Source organism: Streptomyces sp. NPDC058307, assembly GCF_042880295.1.
Taxonomy (GTDB): Bacteria; Actinomycetota; Actinomycetes; order Streptomycetales; family Streptomycetaceae; genus Streptomyces.
Window position 1 is genome coordinate 1 of record NZ_JBHVYZ010000104.1, and the last position, 19698, is coordinate 19698.

Below are 19698 nucleotides of genomic sequence, written 5' to 3' on the forward strand. Positions count from 1 at the left end.
AGCTCCTATCAGGTCATGTTCCGCCCGGCCGGAGCCATGAGAACAGGTCCCGGCGACCGGGCACAACAACGGGAAGACAACCCAGCAGGGCGTCAGTCAGTGGCTGGGCCACGATCACCGGAACCTGAGTATCAGCATCAATGTCAGTGGCCGGGTGCAGGATGGACGCATGGTCAGCCCTGCACACCGAGCCCTGAACGGCTTCTCCCCCGCCACCCGCGGCTGGTTCACGGGGGCGTTCGACGCGCCCACCACCGCCCAGGCCGGCGCGTGGCAGGCCATCGCGGAGGGCTCGGACGTGCTCGTCGTCGCCCCCACCGGCTCCGGCAAGACCCTGGCCGCCTTCCTCGCCGCCCTGGACCAGCTGGCCTCCACTCCCCCGCCCGCGGATCCCAGGAAGCGCTGCCGAGTCCTGTACGTCTCCCCCCTCAAGGCCCTCGCCGTCGACGTGGAGCGCAACCTGCGCAGCCCCCTCACCGGCATCCGCCAGGAATCCGTCCGCCTGGGCCTCCCCGAGCCCGAGATCAAGGTGGGCATCCGCTCCGGCGACACCCCTCCGGCCGAGCGCCGGGCTCTGGCCACCCGCCCCCCGGACATCCTGATCACCACCCCGGAATCCCTGTTCCTGATGCTGACGTCGGCGACCCGGGACGCACTCACCGGCATCGAGACGGTGATCCTCGACGAGGTCCACGCCGTGGCCGGCACCAAACGCGGCGCCCACCTGGCCCTGTCCCTGGAGCGCTTGGACGAACTCCTCCCGAAGCCGGCCCGACGCATCGGCCTCTCCGCCACGGTCCGGCCGGTGGACGAGATCGCCCGCTACCTCTCACCCCAGCGCAAGGTGGAGATCGTCCAGCCGAAGTCCGGCAAGGAGTTCGACCTCTCCGTCGTGGTCCCGGTGGAGGACCTCGGCGAACTCGGCGGCTCCCCGGTCGCCGAGGGCAACGAAGGCGCGGAACGCCCCTCCATCTGGCCCCACGTGGAGGAGCGGATCGCCGACCTCGTCCAGTCCCACCGCTCCACGATCGTCTTCGCGAACTCCCGCCGCCTCGCGGAACGCCTGTGCAACCGTCTCAACGAGATCGCCTACGAGCGGGCCACCGGCGAACCCCTGGACGAACACCACGCCCCGGCCGAACTCATGGGCGGCTCGGGCGCGGCCCAGGGCGCGCCCCAGGTCATCGCCCGCGCCCACCACGGCTCGGTCTCCAAGGAACAGCGCGCCCTGGTCGAGGAGGACCTCAAAGCGGGCCGGCTCCCGGCCGTGGTGGCCACGTCCAGCCTCGAACTCGGCATCGACATGGGCGCCGTGGACCTGGTGATCCAGGTCGAGTCGCCCCCCTCCGTGGCCTCCGGCCTGCAACGCGTCGGCCGCGCGGGCCACCAGGTCGGCGCGGTCTCCACCGGCGTGGTCTTCCCGAAGTACCGAGGCGATCTGGTCCAGGCAGCAGTCGTCACGGAACGCATGCGGACCGGCTCCATCGAGTCCCTCAAGGTCCCCGCGAACCCCTTGGATGTCCTCGCCCAACAGCTCGTCGCCATGACCGCGATGGACACCTGGCAGCTCGACGACCTCCTCGCCATGGTCCGCAGGGCGGCCCCCTTCGCCTCCCTCCCCGAGTCCGCCTTCACCGCGGTCCTCGACATGCTCGCGGGCCGCTATCCCTCCGACGCCTTCGCCGAACTGCGCCCGCGCGTGGTCTGGGACCGCATCGCCGGCACGATCACCGGTCGCCCCGGCGCCCAGCGCCTCGCCGTCACCTCCGGCGGCACCATTCCCGACCGCGGCCTCTTCGGCGTCTTCCTGGCCGGCTCCGACCCCAAGAAGGGCGGCGGAAGGGTCGGCGAGCTCGACGAGGAGATGGTCTACGAGTCCCGCGTCGGGGACGTCTTCACGCTCGGCACCAGCTCCTGGCGCATCGAGGACATCACCCGCGACCGTGTCCTGGTCTCCCCCGCCCCCGGCGTCCCCGGCAGGCTCCCCTTCTGGAAGGGCGACCAGTTGGGCCGCCCCCTCGAACTGGGCCGCGCGGTGGGCGCGTTCCTCCGCGAGGTCGGCTCCCTGTCCAAGGAGGACGCCCGCCTGCGCCTCCTCACGGCGGGCCTGGACGCGTGGGCGGCGGACAACGTCCTCTCGTACCTGGCCGAGCAGCGCGAGGCCTGCGGCCATGTCCCGGACGACCGGACGATCGTCGTGGAGCGCTTCCGGGACGAACTCGGAGACTGGCGGGTCGTCGTCCACTCCCCCTTCGGCGCCCAGGTGCACGCCCCCTGGGCCCTCGCCCTCGGCGCCAAGCTCTCCGAGCGCTACGGCATGGACGCCCAGGTCATGCACGCCGACGACGGCCTCGTCCTGCGACTGCCCGACGCCGACCTGATGAGCCTGGACCTCCTCGACCGGGAACCGAGCAGGAGCGGCACCGAGTACGACGCCGAACAGGCTCCGGTGGGCGCCGCTGACGTCGTCTTCGACAAGGGCGAGGTCGACCAGATCGTCACCGACCAGGTCGGCGGCTCGGCCCTGTTCGCCGCCCGCTTCCGCGAATGCGCCGCCCGGGCGCTCCTGCTGCCGCGCCGCAACCCCGGCAAGCGCACCCCCTTGTGGCAGCAGCGCCAGCGTGCCTCCCAACTACTCCAGGTGGCGAGCGAGTTCGGTTCGTTCCCGATCGTCCTGGAGGCGGTCCGCGAGTGCCTCCAGGACGTCTTCGACGTCCCCGGCCTCGTCGAGCTGATGGGCGACCTGGAGTCCCGCAGGGTCCGCCTGGTCGAGGTCACCACCCCCGAGCCCTCCCCCTTCGCCCGCTCCCTCCTCTTCGGCTACGTCGCCCAGTTCCTGTACGAGGGCGACTCACCCCTCGCCGAGCGCCGCGCGGCGGCCCTCTCGCTGGACTCGCGTCTGCTGGCCGAGCTGCTGGGCCAGGCGGAGCTGCGTGAGCTGCTCGACGCCGAGGTGCTGACCGAGCTGGAGCGAGAACTCCAGTGGCTCACCGAGGACCGCAGGATCAAGGACATCGAGGGCGTCGCGGACATCCTCCGCGTCCTCGGCCCGCTCACGGACGCCGAGCTGGCCGAGCGCGGCGCCGAACCACCGTGGGCGCGAGAACTCGCCCGAGCCCGTCGCGCGATCAAGGTCCGGGTGGGCGGCGCCGACCACTGGGCGGCGATCGAGGACGCGGGGCGCCTGCGCGACGCCCTCGGCACAGCCCTGCCGGTCGGCGTCCCGGAGGCTTTCACCGAACCGGTCAAGGACCCTCTGGGTGACCTCCTCGCACGCTACGCCCGCACTCACGGCCCCTTCACCTCCGCGACGGCCGCCACTCGCTTCGGCCTGGGCACGGCGGTCACCGAGGGTGCGTTGCAGCGCCTGGCCGCGAGCGGACGTGTCGTCCAGGGAGAGTTCCACCCGGCGGGCATCGGCCAGGAATGGTGCGACGCGACCGTGCTCCGCCGCCTGCGCCGCCGCTCCCTGGCCGCCCTGCGGCACGAACTCGAACCGGTGCCGCCGGCGGCCCTCGCCCAGTTCCTGCCGCAGTGGCAGCACATCGGCAAGGGCCATTCCCTGCGCGGCATCGACGGGCTGGTACGTGCCGTGGAGCAGTTGCAGGGCGCCTCCGTGCCCGCCTCCGCCCTCGAGAAGCTCGTTCTGCCGTCCCGCGTCATGAACTACACCCCGGCCATGCTCGACGAGCTCACCGCCGCGGGAGAGATCGTGTGGGCGGGAGCGGGCGCGCTCCCGGGCAAGGACGGCTGGGTCTCCCTGTACCTGGCGGACGCGGCCCCCCTCCTGCTGTCACCGCCCCACCCCTTGGAGCTGACGGCCCTCCACCAGTCCGTCCTTGACGCCCTCACCGGCGGCTACGGCCTGTTCTTCCGCCAGATCGCCGACCAGGTCCGCGCCACCACCCACCCCGACGCCACCGACCCCCAACTCGCCGACGCCGTATGGGACCTGGCCTGGTCCGGACGGCTCACCAACGACACCCTCACCCCCCTGCGGTCCCTGCTGGGCTCCGGCCGCACCGCCGGTGCCACCGCCCACCGCGCCAAACGCACGATCCCCCGCGGCCGCTACGGCTCCCTCACCGCGGCCGCCCGCCCCGCCTCCCGCACCGGCCCGCCGACCGTCGCCGGCCGCTGGTCCCTGCTCCCGCCCCGTGAGGCCGACCCGACCGTGCGCGCCCACGCCCTGGCCCGGACCCTCCTCGACCGGCACGGAGTGGTCACCCGGGGAGCCGTGTCGGCGGAGGGTGTGGAGGGCGGCTTCTCGGCGACGTACCGCATCCTCTCCGCCTTCGAGGACAGCGGCCAGGCCCGCCGCGGGTATGTGGTGGAGGGCCTCGGCGCCGCCCAGTTCGCCATGGACGGCGCGGTCGACCGCCTCCGCGCGGTGTCCAACGCCCGAGACCGCGGCGAGCCGCTGCCGGAGAGCGGCGCTCCCGACATCTGGGGTTCGGACGTGGCATCCGAGACACCGGAGGCAACCCACAACCGCGCACAAGGCGACCCCGCGACCGAGGACTGGGACTGGACCCGCGCCTTCGACCACCCCGACGGACCCGGCCCGGAAACCGACCCGACCCTCACATCCGGTTCCCCGTCCCCCGCGTCCCCCGCCTCCCGCGACGAGTACATCTCACCGCGCGACTACCCACCCCAGCCCACCCCCCAGCACTGGCAGGGCACCACCCCCTCGTACGGCTCCGGCTTCGGCAGCCGCAGGCAGACCGCCTCCGACGCCTCCCGAGCCGTGGTCCTCGCCGCCGCCGACCCCGCCAACGCCTACGGCGCCGCCCTCCCCTGGCCCGACCCCCCGACCGAGGCCGGCCACAAGCCGGGCCGCAAGGCCGGCTCCCTCGTGGTCCTCGTGGACGGCGAGCTCACGCTCTACATGGAGCGGGGCGGCAAGACCCTCCTGGCCTGGCCCTCCGCTCCCGACACCACCCCGACCGACGATCCCCGCCTCCGCACGGCGTCCGAGGCCCTCGCCGCAGCCGCCAAGGCCGGTTCCCTGGGCACCGTCACGGTGGAACGCATCAACGGCACCTCGGCCCTGACCTCCCCCCTGGGCACCCTCCTGGAGACAGCAGGCTTCATCGCCACTCCACGGGGCCTACGCCTACGCGCCTGACCTCACCCCCCGTTAGCGCAGCGCCCCGGCCATGATCGACACACGAACCGTGCACCCGGCCGCCTCTCCATCGACCACACACCCGCCAGCACCCGCCCCGGGCGACGTCGCGACACCCAGCTCAATGGCTCCGGTCCGCCGCGAAGCCCAGCACACCCTCGCCCGGCCTCCCAGCCTCGCGAACATCAGCGCACCGGCCCCGGCCCCGGCCACCACAAGGCGCCGCCGCCCCGCGCCCGCGAACCACACCACACGAACGCCCCCGCAGCCGCCGACGGCGAGCACGCCCCACAGGGGCCACCCGCACCCGACCACGAATCCCGCACGGTGGCGCGAGTGGGAACAAACCGGCCGAAGGCGAAGCCGAGGCCGAGAACGCACCCACCACCCGCACCCCACCCCACCCCACCCGCACCAGACCCCCTCCCCACCCCTCCCCCATGCCACCCTTGACCCATGCCCGAAGGAGACACCGTCTGGCAAGCCGCCCAGCGCCTGCACACCGCCCTCGCGGACAAGGTGCTGACCCGCAGCGACCTGAGAGTGCCGAAATACGCCACAGCCGACCTCACAGGCCGCAAAGTCCTGGACGTCACCCCCCGCGGCAAACACCTCCTCACCCGCATCGAAGGCGGCCTGACCCTCCACTCCCACCTCCGCATGGACGGCTCCTGGAAGGTCTACGCGGAAAACCAGCGCTGGACAGGCGGCCCCACCCACCAGATCCGCGCGATCCTGGCCAACGCCGACCGCACAGCCGTCGGCTACCGCCTCCCCGTCCTCGAACTGCTCCGCACCACGGACGAGCACAAGGCCGTCGGTCACCTGGGCCCCGACCTCCTCGGCCCGGACTGGAACCCGGAACGGGCGCTCTCCAACCTCCTCCAGGACCCCGCCCGCCCCCTCGGCGAGGCACTCCTGGACCAGCGCAATCTCGCCGGAATCGGCAACGTCTACAAGAGCGAACTCTGCTTCCTGCTCGGCGCCACCCCCTGGCTCCCCATCGGCGCCCTCCCCGCAGACCGCGCCGCACAGCTCCCCGCGCTCGCCAAGAAGCTCCTGGAAGCCAACCGCGACCGCCCGGTCCGCAGTACGACCGGCCCGACCGGCCCGATCGGCACGACCAGCCGCCGCGGCAAGGACCTGTTCGTCTACGGCCGCGCCCCCCGCCCGTGCCTGCGCTGCCACACCTCGATCCGCGTCGCCGACCAGGGCGACGGCTCCCGAGAACGCCCCACGTACTGGTGCCCGCACTGCCAGATCGGTCCGACCCCGAGCCCACACCACAGGGCACCAGGTGAAAGCACCCGCGGCGCCCAACGCCCAACCCATCGCCGTACGACCAATTGACGCCCCGTCAGAAATACTCGTACGGTCGCTCCATGGCCGTCAGCGCGTACGACCTCACCGGACGCACCGCGTTCGTCACCGGCGCCGCCAGCGGCATCGGCCGCGCGAGTGCCGTCCTGCTCGCCGAGGCGGGCGCCACCGTCCACGGCGCCGACCTCGACGCGTCGGGGCTGCACGAGACGGCGACCTTGATCAAGGACGCCGGCGGCACCGCTCACACCCACCCCCTCGACGTCACCGACCGCGAACAGCTCCGCCAGGCCATCACCTCCTGCGAGCGCCTGGACGTCCTGGCCGCGGTCGCCGGGATCATGCACAGCAGCCCGGTCCTGGAGACGACGGACGAGGACCTCGACCGTGTCCTGGCCGTCAACTTCAAGGGTGTGCTCCACGCCTGCCAGGAGGCGGCCCGCGTGATGCTCGACCGGGGGACGGGAGGCAGCATCATCACGATGGCCTCCGGCGCCGTGGACACGGGCGGCGCCGGCCTGCTCTGCTACGGCGCGGCCAAGGCGGCCGTCGTCCAGCTCACGAAGACCCTGGCCACCGAGGTCGGCCAGTACGGCATCCGGGTCAACGCCGTGGCACCCGGCTGGATCCGCACCCCCATGACCGACCGCCACGACGAGGAGGCCCAGGCCCACACCGAGGCACTCATGTCCCGCATGTCCCCGCTCAAGCGCGTGGGCGAACCGGAGGACATCGCACACGCGGTGCTGTACCTGGCCTCGGACGCCTCGTCCTTCACGACGGGCCAGATCCTCCGCCCGAACGGCGGGGTGGCGATGCCGTGGTAGCCGCCCCCTCTTCGTCGGCCTGCACGGCCTGCACGACCGCCCCCGCGGGCCTCCCCGCCCGCCACGCCTGACGCCACCGCCCAGCCGCTACGGCTCTCGCGGCCCGCGCCTTCGGCACACAGTGCACCGGCAGCAGACTCAGCCCCCACCCACCCGCCGCGACCGCCCCTTCGAGCACCCCGGCGTCCGGCGCCAGCACCAGCCGCGCCACAGCGCACCACCACAGTGCCCCGAGCCCGAGAGCCATCCCCCGGCGTACTGTCGGCCCCGCCATGCAGCCACCTCCAGGCCGGACGCTAGACGGCCGCCCCATCCCCGGGGAGGGCGCACCAAGGGCACACGGACGCACCGGCGCGGCCGTCGCTCCAAGATGCACGAAAACCCCGACCGGCGCCTCTCCAGACCAGCTGGAGAAACCCGTCCGGGGCCTCGCAGACTTCCTCTCGGCGAGCCATCAGCTCACGGCACACCGAGCGCGAGCGTCACGCCGCGACGACGTCCACCGCTTCGCTCGGCGCCTTGATGGTCACTCGTTCCGGTGGCACACCCTTCACCGACACGGAACCCAGCATCGGGCGCACGGGCGCCGGTACGGGCTCGCGGGGGGTGGCCGCAGCAGACTGGGCCAGCTCGGCGAGGGCGAGCTCGTCGCTCACTTCCCGCATGAGCTCGGACATCCGTACGTCCAACGCGTCGCAGATCGCGGAGAGCAGTTCGGAGGAAGCCTCCTTCTGCCCCCGCTCCACCTCGGAGAGATAGCCGAGTGAGACTCGGGCGGAGGAGGAGACTTCGCGCAGAGTACGGCCCTGGCGCTGGCGCTGCCGACGCAGCACGTCACCCAGTAGGCGACGGAGCAGAATCATCGGTGGCTCCCTCCTCGGACCGCGTAGCCGCATCCTTCACGCCCCACCGTACCGCCTTGCGCCGCGGCCGTGCGGGGAGCGATGTCGTGTTCACTCAGGGCTGCAAACATCAAAACCCCCCGTTCCGTTCCGTATCCTGTGCCCGCTCGTTCCCGGTCTGTTCGCTCGCGAGCTCCTCCAAGAGGAGTGCGAGTACGCTCCGTACACTCTCCATACGAATTTCCGCGCGGTCGCCGTTCAACCGCAGCGCGGTCACTTTCCCGCCATTCGTTGCCTCGGAAGCGCCCGCGGAGGGCCCGTCGACAGCCACGAAGACCGTTCCGACGGGCTTGCCGTCCTGCGGTTCGGGGCCCGCGACTCCGGTGGTCGCGATGCCCCAGTCGGCGCCGAGTGCCTTGCGCACTCCGGCCGCCATCTGGGCCGCGACCTGCGGATCCACCGCACCCCTCTGGTCCAGCAGGGTGGCGTCGACCCCCAGCAGCTCATGCTTCAGTTCGGTGGCGTAGGCAGTCACCGAACCCCGGAACGCCTGGGACGCCCCGGGGGTCGCTGTGATTTCCGCCGCAACCAGCCCGCCGGTGAGCGACTCGGCGACCGCGAGCGTCTGACCCTTCACGGTGAGTAGTTGCACCACTTGAGCGGCCGGGGAATTCACGCTTCCGTCTCCTCCAACGCCGCCTTGCGCTCGGCGATTCCCTGCCTCCGCAGCACAATGGCCTGTCTCACATAGTCGAGTCCGGTCGCGACGGTCAGCACGACCGCCACAGCCATCACCCAGAACCTCGCGGTGGCCAGCCACCCCGTCAGCGCCAGGATGTACATCCCTACGGCGATGCCCTGGCCGAGGGTCTTGAGCTTGCCGCCCCGGCTCGCCGGGATCACGCCGTACCGGATGACGAGGAAACGCAGCAGGGTGATCCCCAGTTCCCTGCCGAGGATGACGAGCGTCACCCACCAGGGCAGGTCGCCGAGCCCGGAGAGACAGATCAGCGCCGCCCCCATGATCGCCTTGTCGGCGATGGGGTCGGCGATCTTCCCGAAGTCCGTGACCAGGTTGTAGGCGCGCGCCAGGTGCCCGTCGAACAGGTCGGTGATCATGGCGACCGCGAAGGCCGCCCAGGCGAACGAGCGCCACGCGGGGTCGTGTCCGCCGTCGGCCAGCATCAGGGCGACGAAGCCGGGCACGAGGACCAGCCGGAGCATGGTCAGCAGGTTGGCGATGTTCCAGACGCTGGCCTGGTTGACGGCCGCGGCCGCGATCTTCCCCCCGCGCGCGGGCTTCGCGCCGGAGTCGAGGTCGGCCTCCGAGGCCGCTCCGGCAACGATCCCCACTTCGGGGACGGCACTGGGGCGCACGTCGGCAGCCGTACCGGAGACCAGGTCCGTGGGAGTGCTCGGTGCCGCGCCGGACGCGGCGCCCGAGACCGCGCCCGCCGGTCCGCCCTTCGCGGCGGAGGGGCCACCCGCAGCGGACGCCGGAACTCCGGTCATCTGCCCGCCTCCTCACTACACGCGAGCGAGCCGTCGAGCGGCTCGGCCACCAGGTCGACACCTTCCGTACCGACCACCTTCGCCTCGACCATACGACCGACACTGAGACCTTCGCCGCTCGTGAGCAGCACCTGGCCGTCGGTCTCGGGCGCCTGGTGCGCACCGCGGCCGTACACACCCTCCTCGTCGATGGACTCGACCAGGACGTGCACGGTCTCGCCGACACGCTCCTCGGCGCGCTGCGAGACGAGTTCCTCGGCGAGCCGGGAGACACGCGCCAGGCGCTCGGCGACTAGGTCCTCGTCCAGCTTGTTCCCGTACGTCGCCGCTTCGGTGCCCTCCTCGTCGGAGTACCCGAAGACGCCGATGGCGTCCAGTCTCGCGCCGTTCAGGAACCGCTCCAGCTCGGCGAGGTCGCCCTCGGTCTCGCCGGGGAAGCCCACGATGAAGTTGGAGCGGACGCCGGCCTCGGGGGCCTTGCCGCGGATGGTGTCGAGGAGCTCCAGGAAGCGGTCGGTGTCGCCGAAGCGGCGCATCGCGCGCAGCACGTCGGGGGCGGAGTGCTGGAAGGACAGGTCGAAGTAGGGCACGACCTTGGGCGTGGAGGTCAGCACGTCGATCAGGCCGGGCCGCATCTCGGCGGGCTGGAGGTAGCTCACGCGCACACGTTCGAGACCGTCGACCTCGGCGAGCTCGGGCAGGAGGGACTCAAGGAGGCGGATGTCGCCGAGGTCCTTGCCGTACGAGGTGTTGTTCTCGGAGACCAGCATGATCTCCTTGACGCCCTGCTCGGCCAGCCAGCGCGTCTCGTTGAGGACGTCCGAGGGGCGGCGGGAGATGAAGGAGCCGCGGAAGGACGGGATGGCGCAGAAGGAGCAGCGCCGGTCGCAGCCGGAGGCGAGCTTCACCGAGGCGACCGGAGAGCCGTCCAGACGGCGGCGCAGGGGCGCACGGGGGCCGGAGGCCGGAGCGAGCCCCTCGGGAAGGTCGGCGGGAGCCGCCTCGGGGGCTTCGGCGGCCGGCCCGTGTCCGGGCAGCGCGACGGACGCCGCCGACTCCTGGCGCAGGGAGGGGCTGATCGGCAGGAGCTTGCGCCGGTCGCGCGGGGTGTGCGCGGCGTGGATGCCACCGCTGAGGATCGTCTGGAGCCGGTCGGAGATGTCGGCGTAGTCGTCGAAGCCGAGCACTCCGTCCGCTTCCGGCAGCGCCTCGGCGAGATCCTTGCCGTACCGCTCGGCCATGCAGCCCACCGCGACGACGGCCTGGGTTCTGCCGTGTCCCTTGAGGTCGTTGGCCTCCAGGAGGGCGTCGACCGAGTCCTTCTTGGCGGCCTCGACGAAGCCACAGGTGTTGACGACGGCGACATCCGCGTCTGAGGCGTCCTCCACGAGATCCCAGCCGTCCGCCTCCAAACGGCCTGCGAGCTCCTCCGAGTCCACCTCGTTGCGGGCGCAGCCAAGAGTGACGAGTGCGACGGTACGGCGTTCAGGCATGGGCTCAAGACTACTTCGTCCCACTGACACCCCACGTCGAAGGGGTTGGCCGATCTCCCGGCCAACCCCTTCTCGACGGAAACCGAACAGATGCCTAGCCGACCTGAGGGTCGCCCTTCGTGTACGTCAGGCGCTCCACGGCTCCGGGCTGCCAGTCGTCGTCGATCTTCTTGCCGTTCACGTACAGCTGGATCGCCCCGGCGTCACCGAGGACGAGGTTGATCTTGTCGCTGTCCTGGAAGGTCTTGCTGTCGCCCTGCGTGAGCAGTCCGTCGAAGAGGGTCCGGCCGTTGTGGTCCTTGGCGAGGATCCAGCTCTTTCCGTCGGGGGCGCTGACCTGCACGGTCACCTTGTCCTGGGGCGCCGCCGCGATGGCGCTGTCCGACGGCGTGGGCTTCGGGCTCTCGGGGGTCTTGTCGGACTTGGGTGTCGGGGACTTGCTCGTGGCGGGCGTGGTGCCGTCGGCGACCTGGGTCGTCCCGCCGCCGTCGCCGCCCTTGAAGGCGGTGAACCCGACGAAGCCGACCACGGCGACGATCGCGGCCACCATGGCCGCGGTCCAGTTGGGCCCACGGCGCTCGGGACGGATGCGCTCCGCCTCGAACAGCGGGGCGGCGGGGGTCGGCGCCGGGCGTCCACCACCGTGATCGGCGGCGTACTGGTCCAGCAGGGGGGCCGGATCCAGGTGGACGGCCTTGGCCAGGGTCCGGATGTGGCCCCGGGCGTACACATCGCCACCGCAGGGGGCGAAGTCGTCCGCCTCGATGGCATGCACGATGGCGATGCGGACCCTGGTGGCGTTGCTGACGTCGTCGACGGTCAGCCCGGCCGCGATCCGCGCCTGTTTCAGGGCGTGGCCGACGGAGAGGCGGGCTTCCTGCCGGTCGTCTTCGAACGGACGCTCGTCTTCAGGGGAGTTGCCGATGGACACGGGGGCGCCTTTCGAGCGTTTAGCCACCTGTGCTGGGGATTCAGTCTAGGGGGGGTACGAAAGGGTGGGGCAACCGGGCGGTGGGACTTTGTACGCCATCGGAATGGCCGAACACACCGATGGTGGGGCAGCGGCTTTTCGCTTCCCTCAACTTGACGTACGCCGAAGGGAAACGGTTGCTCGATGATCCCTTACGGGTGAGTCACGATCGGACATCGGTGGCTGCACCCGCTCCGGGCTCCCATCAAGCCTCCCCGCGGATGACCGCGAGCACTCCGTCCAGTTCGTCGGCCTTCACAAGAACGTCACGAGCCTTGGATCCCTCGCTGGGCCCGACGATGCCCCGGGACTCCATCAGGTCCATCAGCCGACCGGCCTTCGCGAACCCGACCCGCAGCTTGCGCTGGAGCATCGAGGTCGACCCGAACTGCGTGGAGACGACCAGCTCGGCGGCCTGGCACAGCAGGTCGAGGTCGTCGCCGATCTCCTCGTCGATCTCCTTCTTCTGCTTGGTGCCCACGACGACGTCGTCCCGGAAGACCGGTGCCATCTGGTCCTTGCAGTGCTGGACGATCGCCGCGACCTCGTCCTCGGTCACGAAGGCGCCCTGCATACGGGTGGGCTTGTTGGCGCCCATCGGCAGGAACAGTCCGTCACCCTTGCCGATCAGCTTCTCGGCGCCCGGCTGGTCGAGGATGACCCGGGAGTCGGCGAGCGAGGAGGTGGCGAAGGCGAGCCGGGAGGGCACGTTCGCCTTGATCAGACCGGTGACGACGTCCACCGACGGCCGCTGGGTGGCGAGCACCAGGTGGATGCCGGCCGCGCGCGCGAGCTGCGTGATCCGCACGATCGCGTCCTCGACGTCCCGCGGGGCGACCATCATCAGGTCGGCGAGCTCATCGACGATCACCAGCAGATACGGGTACGGCTGGAGCTCCCGCTCACTGCCCTCGGGCAGTTTGACCTTGCCGTTCCTGATGGCCTCGTTGAAGTCGTCGATGTGCCGGAAGCCGTACGCCGCCAGGTCGTCGTAGCGAAGATCCATCTCGCGTACGACCCACTGGAGCGCCTCGGCGGCCCGCTTCGGGTTGGTGATGATCGGCGTGATCAGGTGCGGGATGCCCTCGTAGGCCGTCAGCTCCACGCGCTTGGGGTCGACCAGGACCATGCGCACGTCCTCGGGGGTCGCGCGAACCATGACGGAAGTGATCAAGCAGTTAATGCACGACGACTTACCGGAACCAGTGGCTCCGGCGACGAGCACATGCGGCATCTTCGCCAGGTTGGCCATGACATAGCCGCCCTCGACGTCCTTGCCGAGCGCGACCAGCATGGGGTGGTCGTCCTCGGCGGCCGCCGCGAGGCGCAGCACGTCACCGAGGTTGACCATCTCCCGGTCGGTGTTGGGGATCTCGATGCCGACCGCGGACTTGCCGGGGATCGGGCTGATGATCCGCACGTCGGGGCTGGCGACGGCGTACGCGATGTTCTTGGCCAGCGCGGTGATCCGCTCGACCTTCACGGCGGGTCCGAGCTCGACCTCGTAGCGCGTGACCGTCGGCCCGCGCGTGAAGCCGGTGACGGCTGCGTCGACCTTGAACTCCGTGAAGACGTTCGTCAGCGAGGCGACTATGGCGTCGTTCGCCGCGCTGCGCGCCTTGCCGGGACCACCGCGCTCCAGGAGGTCGAGGGAGGGCAGCGCGTAGGTGATGTCGCCGGACAGCTGGAGCTGCTCCGCGCGGGGCGGCAGTTCGCTCGGAGCCTCGGGAGCGGGCTTGGTGAGGTCGGCGACCTCGACCTTGAGCTTCTCCTGCTTCGGGCGCGCCTCCTGCTTGGGCCGCGCGGCCGGGACCGAAGTGGGTACGGGGGTCGTCTCCACCCGGTCACCCACGCTCACGCCGTGGGTGAGGTCGGCGACCAGCGGCGAGGGCGGCAGGCCGTGCATCACGACGCCGTCCAGGTCGGCCGCGGCGGCCGCGGCGATGTCCACGGCGTCCATCTGCCGGTCCATCGCGGGCTGCGGCACCGCGGACCGCCGTGGGCGTCCACGACGCTGCGTGAGGGCCTGCTGCTCCGCTCCGTCGGGGTCGTACGCCTCGGGCGCGGGGCCTCGCCTGCGCCCACGCGCGGGCAGCGCCTCGCGCCACTGCTCGTCGTAGCGCTCGTCGTCCTCGCCGAGTGCGCCGTCCTCAGGCTCGGGGAGGATCCCGAGCCGCACACCGAGCTCCCGCAGCCGCCGGGGAATGGCGTTGACCGGGGTGGCCGTGACGACGAGCAGCCCGAAGACCGTCAGCAGCACGAGCAGCGGTACGGCGAGGACCTCGCCCATGGTGTACGTCAGCGGGGTGGCCGCTCCCCAGCCGATGAGGCCGCCGGCGTCCCTTATCGCCTGCATGCCGTCGCTGCGGGCCGGTGAGCCGCAGGCGATGTGGACCTGGCCGAGCACACCGATGACGAGCGCCGACAGGCCGATCACGATCCGGCCGTTGGCCTCGGGCTTCTCGGGGTGCCGGATGAACCGCACGGCGATGACCGCGAGCAGTATCGGCACGAGCAGGTCGAGCCGGCCGAAGGCGCCGGTCACGATGATCTCGACGAGGTCGCCGACGGGTCCGCGCAGGTTCGACCAGGTGCCGGCGGCCACGATCAGGCCGAGGGCGAGCAACAGGAGTGCCACGCCGTCCTTCCGATGCGCGGGGTCGAGGTTCTTCGCGCCCTGCCCTATGCCGCGGAACACCGCGCCCACGGCATGGGCGATGCCGAGCCAGACGGCCCGGACGAGGCGGTAGACGCCTCCGGTCGGGCTGGGCGCCGGCCTCGGTGGCACCGCCTTCTTCACCGCGGCTTTCCTGGCGGGCGCCTTCTTCGCCGGTGCTTTCTTCGCGGGGGCCTTCCGCGCCGGACCCTTCGCGGGAGCGGCAGCCTTCTTGGCGGGCTGCTTCTTGGCTGCGGAGGGACGTGAGGCCATAGGTGGGAGATTACCGGTGGAGACGACCGCGGACACGTGTGGCCACTGCTTCACCCGTTCGTGTCGCGCCTGGAGAGGTGTTGAACTGACGCGACCTCAAGAGATCCGTCGGCGAGCGTCAGTTCTGCGAGGGCACCGACGGCGAACTCCCGGTGCCCGGCTCCAGCGCGTCCAGCGCCCGCCGCAACCCCGTGAGTTTGCGTTCGAGATGGGCCGCGGTGGCGACCGCGGCCGCGTCCGCCGACTCGTCGTCGAGTTGCTTGGAGAGTGCCTCGGCCTGCTCCTCGACCGCCGCGAGCCGCGCGGACAGCTCGGCGAGCAGACCCGCCGGCTCCTTCGCGTCCCCTACTGCCGCCCTGCCTCCGCCGCCCTCCAACTGGAGCCGCAGCAGCGCCGCCTGCTCCCGCAGCTGGCAGTTCTTCATGTAGAGCTCGACGAACACCGAGACCTTCGCGCGCAGCACCCACGGGTCGAACGGCTTGGAGATGTAGTCCACCGCACCGGCCGCGTATCCCCGGAAGGTGTGGTGCGGCCCGTGGTTGATGGCGGTGAGGAAGATGATCGGGATGTCCCGGGTCCGCTCCCGCCGTTTGATGTGCGCCGCGGTCTCGAAGCCGTCCATGCCCGGCATCTGGACGTCCAGCAAAATCACCGCGAAGTCGTCCGTGAGCAGCGCCTTGAGCGCTTCCTCCCCGGACGATGCCCGCACCAGTGTCTGATCGAGCGCGGAGAGGATGGCCTCCAGCGCCAGCAGATTCTCCGGCCGGTCATCGACCAGGAGGATCTTGGCCTTCTGCACCATGGCCCGCCCTCCTCGCCCCGGATGTGCACCGGGTGCCGCCCCTGGGGACGACTCCCTTTCGCCGCCCGTCCTTGTGCCGGTCATCGTAGCCGCACCCTGTCTGTCGCCACACCCTGTCACCGTGATGTCACTGTGCACGTAGCAGAAACGTAGTGAGAGACCAGAAGGTTCCCCGAATCCCGTACTTCTACACGGCGCCGGACACACTGAGTCAGCAACTCCGCGTGGACGTCGCCGATTCCTCTCACTCCCCCCGCATCCACTGCTGCATCACCGACAGCAAATGATCGGGGTCGACCGGCTTGGTCACGTAGTCGGAGGCGCCCGACTCGATCGCCTTCTCCCGGTCGCCCTTCATCGCCTTGGCGGTCAGCGCGATGATCGGGAGTCCGGCGTACTGCGGCATCCTGCGGATCGCGTTGGTCGTCGCGTACCCGTCCATCTCGGGCATCATGATGTCCATCAGGACGACCGCCACGTCCTCGTGCTGTTCCAGCACCTCGATGCCCTCACGGCCGTTCTCGGCGTAGAGCACCGACAGTCCGTGCTGTTCGAGGACGCTCGTGAGCGCGAAGACATTGCGGATGTCGTCGTCGACGATCAGCACCTTCTCGCCGCCGAACCGGATGCCCCGGCGCGGCTGCGGCGTGCTCTGGTGCTCCACCGCCGACCACTGGTCCGGCTGCCCGATCCGCTGTTCGAGGGCCGGTGCGGTCCTGCGACGGCGCCTGAAGAGCGCAGCGGCACCGTTCTGCGTCTCCTGGTACGACCTCACCTCGGCGGGCGTCTCGACCTCGACCCCGGACCGCCCGTTCTCCGACGTGGACGCCACCAGGTCGCCCGGGTCCAGAGCGGGCATGGAGTGCTGGTAGCCCTGCGGCGGGAGTTCGCTGGGGTGCAGCGGCAAATACAGCGTGAACGTCGATCCCCGTCCCGGCTCGCTCTGCGCGTGGATCTCTCCGCCGAGCAGTTGCGCGATCTCCCGCGAGATCGACAGCCCGAGTCCCGTGCCGCCGTACTTGCGACTGGTCGTGCCGTCGGCCTGCTTGAACGCCTCGAAGATCACCCGCATCTTGCTGGCCGCGATGCCGATACCGGTGTCGGTCACCGAGAACGCGATCAGGTCGGCGTCCGGGTCGCGCAGCGAACCGGCCTCCAGCAACTGCTCCCGGATCGCCACCGGCACCTCCCGCCCGGCGGGCCGGATCACCAGCTCGACGGCCCCGGAGTCGGTGAACTTCACGGCGTTGGACAGCAGGTTGCGCAGCACCTGGAGCAGCCGCTGCTCGTCGGTGTGCAGCGTGGCGGGCAGCTCGGGCGAGACCCGCACGGACAGATCGAGGCCCTTCTCCGCGGTCAGCGGCCGGAAGGTGGCCTCCACGTAGTCCACGAGCTGCACGAGCGCGATACGTGTCGGCGAGACGTCCATCTTGCCCGCCTCGACCTTCGACAGGTCGAGGATGTCGTTGATGAGCTGGAGCAGGTCGGAGCCCGCGCCATGGATGGTCTCGGCGAACTCGACCTGCTTCGGGGTGAGGTTGGAGTCCGCGTTGTCGGCGAGCAGCTTGGCGAGGATCAGCAGCGAGTTCAGCGGCGTCCGCAGCTCGTGCGACATGTTGGCCAGGAACTCGCTCTTGTACCGCATGGACACGGCGAGCTGTTCGGCGCGCTCCTCCAGGACCTGCCGCGCCTCCTCGATCTCGGTGTTCTTGACCTCGATGTCGCGGTTCTGCCGGGCCAGCAGCTCCGCCTTCTCCTCCAGCTCGGCGTTGGACGCCTGGAGGGCCTTCTGCCGGTTCTCCAACTCGGCCGACCGCTCCCGAAGTTGCTCGGTCAGCTCCTGGGACTGCTTCAGCAGCACCTCGGTCTTGGTGTTGACGGAGATGGTGTTGACGCTCGTCGCGATCATCTCGGCGATCTGGTTGAGGAAGTCCTTCTGGATCTGTGTGAAGGGTGTGAAGGACGCGAGCTCGATGACACCGAGCACCTTGCCCTCGAACAGCACCGGAAGGACGATCACCTGCGCGGGCGGCGCCTCTCCGAGTCCGGAGGAGATCTTCAGATAGCCGCTGGGCGCGTTCTCCACCAGGATCGTGCGCTTCTCCTCCGCGGCCGTCCCGATGAGCGCCTCCCCGGGCCGGAACGACGTCGGCATCGAGCCCATCGAGTAGCCGTACGACCCGAGCATCCGCAGTTCGTACTGGTCCTCGGCCTCGGTGCTCATGTCCTTGCCGTCCAGGAGCGGCATCGCCACGAAGAACGCGCCGTGCTGCGCGGTCACCACCGGCGTCAGCTCGCTCATGATCAGCGAGGCCACGTCCTCCAGATCCCGGCGGCCCTGCATGAGCGCCGAGATACGGGCCAGGTTGCCCTTGAGCCAGTCCTGCTCCTTGTTGGCGATCGTGGTGTCGCGCAGGTTGGCGATCATCTTGTTGATGTAGTCCTGGAGCTCCTGGATCTCGCCGGACGCGTCCACGTCGATCTTCAGGTTCAGGTCGCCCCGGGTCACCGCGGTGGCGACCCGCGCGATGGCCCGTACCTGCCGGGTAAGGTTTCCTGCCATTTCGTTCACGGACTCGGTCAGGTCGCGCCAGGTGCCGTCGACGTCACGCACGCGTGCCTGGCCGCCGAGCTGTCCTTCGGTACCCACCTCGCGGGCGACCCGGGTGACCTCCTCGGCGAAGGACGACAGCTGGTCGACCATCGTGTTGATGGTCGTCTTCAGCTCCAGGATCTCGCCGCGGGCGTCGATGTCGATCTTCTTGGTCAGGTCGCCCTTGGCGATGGCCGTGGTCACCATGGCGATGTTCCGCACCTGACCGGTCAGGTTGGACGCCATCTGGTTCACGGACTCGGTGAGGTCCTTCCAGGTGCCGGCCACACCGGGCACCCGGGCCTGACCGCCCAGGATGCCGTCCGTGCCCACCTCGCGGGCCACCTTGGTGACCTGGTCGGCGAACGAGCTCAGCGTCTTGACCATGGTGTTGAAGGTGTCGGCGAGCTGCGCGACCTCGCCGCGCGCCTCGATCGTCACCGTCCGCGTGAGGTCGCCGTTGGCGACCGCGTTCGCGACCTGGGAGATGTTGCGCACCTGCATGGTCAGGTTGTTGGCCATCAGGTTCACGTTGTCGCTGAGGTCCTTCCAGATGCCCGTGACACCCGGAACCCGCGCCTGACCGCCCAGCTGCCCCTCGGTGCCCACCTCACGGGCCACCCGGGTCACCTGCTCGGCGAAGGACGACAGCTGGTCGACCATCGTGTTGACGGTGGTGACGAGCTCGAGGATCTCGCCCTTCGCGTCGACGGTGATCTTCTTCGAGAGATCGCCCTTGGCGACCGCGGTGGTGACCTCGGCGATGTTGCGCACCTGAATGGTCAGGTTGTTCGCCATGAAGTTCACGGACTGCGTGAGGTCCTTCCAGGTGCCGGAGACACCCTGCACCTCGGCCTGTCCGCCGAGAATGCCCTCGGTGCCCACCTCGCGGGCCACCCGCGTCACCTGGTCGGCGAAGCTGGAGAGCTGGTCGACCATCGTGTTGAGGGTGTTCTTCAGCTCCAGGATCTCGCCGCGCGCGTCGACGTCGATCTTCTGCGACAGGTCACCCCGGGCCACCGCGGTGGCCACCTGGGCGATGTTGCGCACCTGGGCAGTGAGGTTTCCTGCCATTCCGTTCACGGAGTCGGTGAGGTCGCGCCAGACACCGGCGACGCCGGGCACCTGCGCCTGTCCGCCGAGCCGGCCCTCGGTACCCACGTCGCGGGCCACGCGGGTCACCTGGTCGGCGAAGGCGGAGAGCTGGTCGACCATCGTGTTGATGGTGTTCTTCAGCTCCAGGATCTCGCCGCGCGCGTCGACGTCGATCTTCTGCGAC

Annotated in this window: 12 protein-coding genes; 3 read left to right on the top strand and 9 right to left on the bottom strand. The window is 70.4% G+C overall.

The window, feature by feature from the left end; translation table 11 throughout:
- The first annotated feature begins 169 nt into the window (after window positions 1-169).
- The 3 genes from ACFVYN_RS39365 (at window position 170) to ACFVYN_RS39375 (ending at window position 7278) form a co-directional block, all read left to right on the top strand.
- Complete coding sequence (locus tag ACFVYN_RS39365) at window positions 170-5131, top strand: ATP-dependent helicase (protein WP_390007296.1); 4962 nt, start codon at window positions 170-172, stop codon at window positions 5129-5131.
- Window positions 5132-5587: 456 nt separating this feature from the next.
- A complete protein-coding gene (locus ACFVYN_RS39370) occupies window positions 5588-6481 on the top strand; it encodes an Fpg/Nei family DNA glycosylase (RefSeq protein ID WP_390007298.1) in 894 nt (297 codons plus the stop codon).
- 32 nt (window positions 6482-6513) lie between these two features.
- Complete coding sequence (locus ACFVYN_RS39375; protein WP_390007300.1) at window positions 6514-7278, top strand: SDR family NAD(P)-dependent oxidoreductase; 765 nt, start codon at window positions 6514-6516, stop codon at window positions 7276-7278.
- Here ACFVYN_RS39375 and ACFVYN_RS39380 read toward each other — a convergent pair.
- From ACFVYN_RS39380 to ACFVYN_RS39420, 9 genes are all read right to left on the bottom strand, one after another.
- Window positions 7226-7552 (bottom strand): hypothetical protein, encoded by a 327-nt coding sequence (locus tag ACFVYN_RS39380; RefSeq protein ID WP_390007303.1) that lies wholly within the window; start codon window positions 7550-7552, stop codon window positions 7226-7228. The genes ACFVYN_RS39375 and ACFVYN_RS39380 overlap by 53 nt on opposite strands.
- Before the next feature lie 208 nt (window positions 7553-7760).
- Window positions 7761-8141 carry a helix-turn-helix transcriptional regulator gene (locus ACFVYN_RS39385; RefSeq protein ID WP_352382446.1) on the bottom strand — a complete coding sequence of 127 codons (381 nt, stop codon included), beginning with the start codon at window positions 8139-8141 and terminating at the stop codon, window positions 7761-7763.
- A 109-nt stretch (window positions 8142-8250) separates the two neighbouring features.
- Complete coding sequence (locus tag ACFVYN_RS39390; RefSeq protein WP_390007306.1) at window positions 8251-8796, bottom strand: CinA family protein; 546 nt, start codon at window positions 8794-8796, stop codon at window positions 8251-8253.
- A complete protein-coding gene (gene pgsA, locus ACFVYN_RS39395; RefSeq protein ID WP_390007308.1) occupies window positions 8793-9632 on the bottom strand; it encodes a CDP-diacylglycerol--glycerol-3-phosphate 3-phosphatidyltransferase in 840 nt (279 codons plus the stop codon). Before pgsA ends, ACFVYN_RS39390 begins: the two co-directional genes overlap by 4 nt.
- The gene (gene rimO / locus ACFVYN_RS39400) at window positions 9629-11125 is read right to left on the bottom strand and encodes a 30S ribosomal protein S12 methylthiotransferase RimO (protein ID WP_390007311.1); all 1497 of its coding nucleotides are present in this window, start codon (window positions 11123-11125) and stop codon (window positions 9629-9631) included. The genes pgsA and rimO overlap by 4 nt, the downstream gene beginning before the upstream one ends.
- A gap of 94 nt (window positions 11126-11219) precedes the next feature.
- Window positions 11220-12056, bottom strand: a complete 837-nt coding sequence (locus ACFVYN_RS39405) for a helix-turn-helix domain-containing protein (protein WP_390007314.1) — start codon at window positions 12054-12056, stop codon at window positions 11220-11222.
- Window positions 12057-12300: 244 nt separating this feature from the next.
- Window positions 12301-15024, bottom strand: a complete 2724-nt coding sequence (locus tag ACFVYN_RS39410) for a DNA translocase FtsK (protein WP_390007316.1) — start codon at window positions 15022-15024, stop codon at window positions 12301-12303.
- A gap of 118 nt (window positions 15025-15142) precedes the next feature.
- Window positions 15143-15826, bottom strand: coding sequence for a response regulator (locus ACFVYN_RS39415; RefSeq protein ID WP_352382458.1), 684 nt, complete (start codon window positions 15824-15826; stop codon window positions 15143-15145).
- A 244-nt stretch (window positions 15827-16070) separates the two neighbouring features.
- A partial coding sequence (locus ACFVYN_RS39420) for a HAMP domain-containing protein (protein ID WP_390007321.1) occupies window positions 16071-19698 on the bottom strand: 3628 nt, incomplete at its 5' end.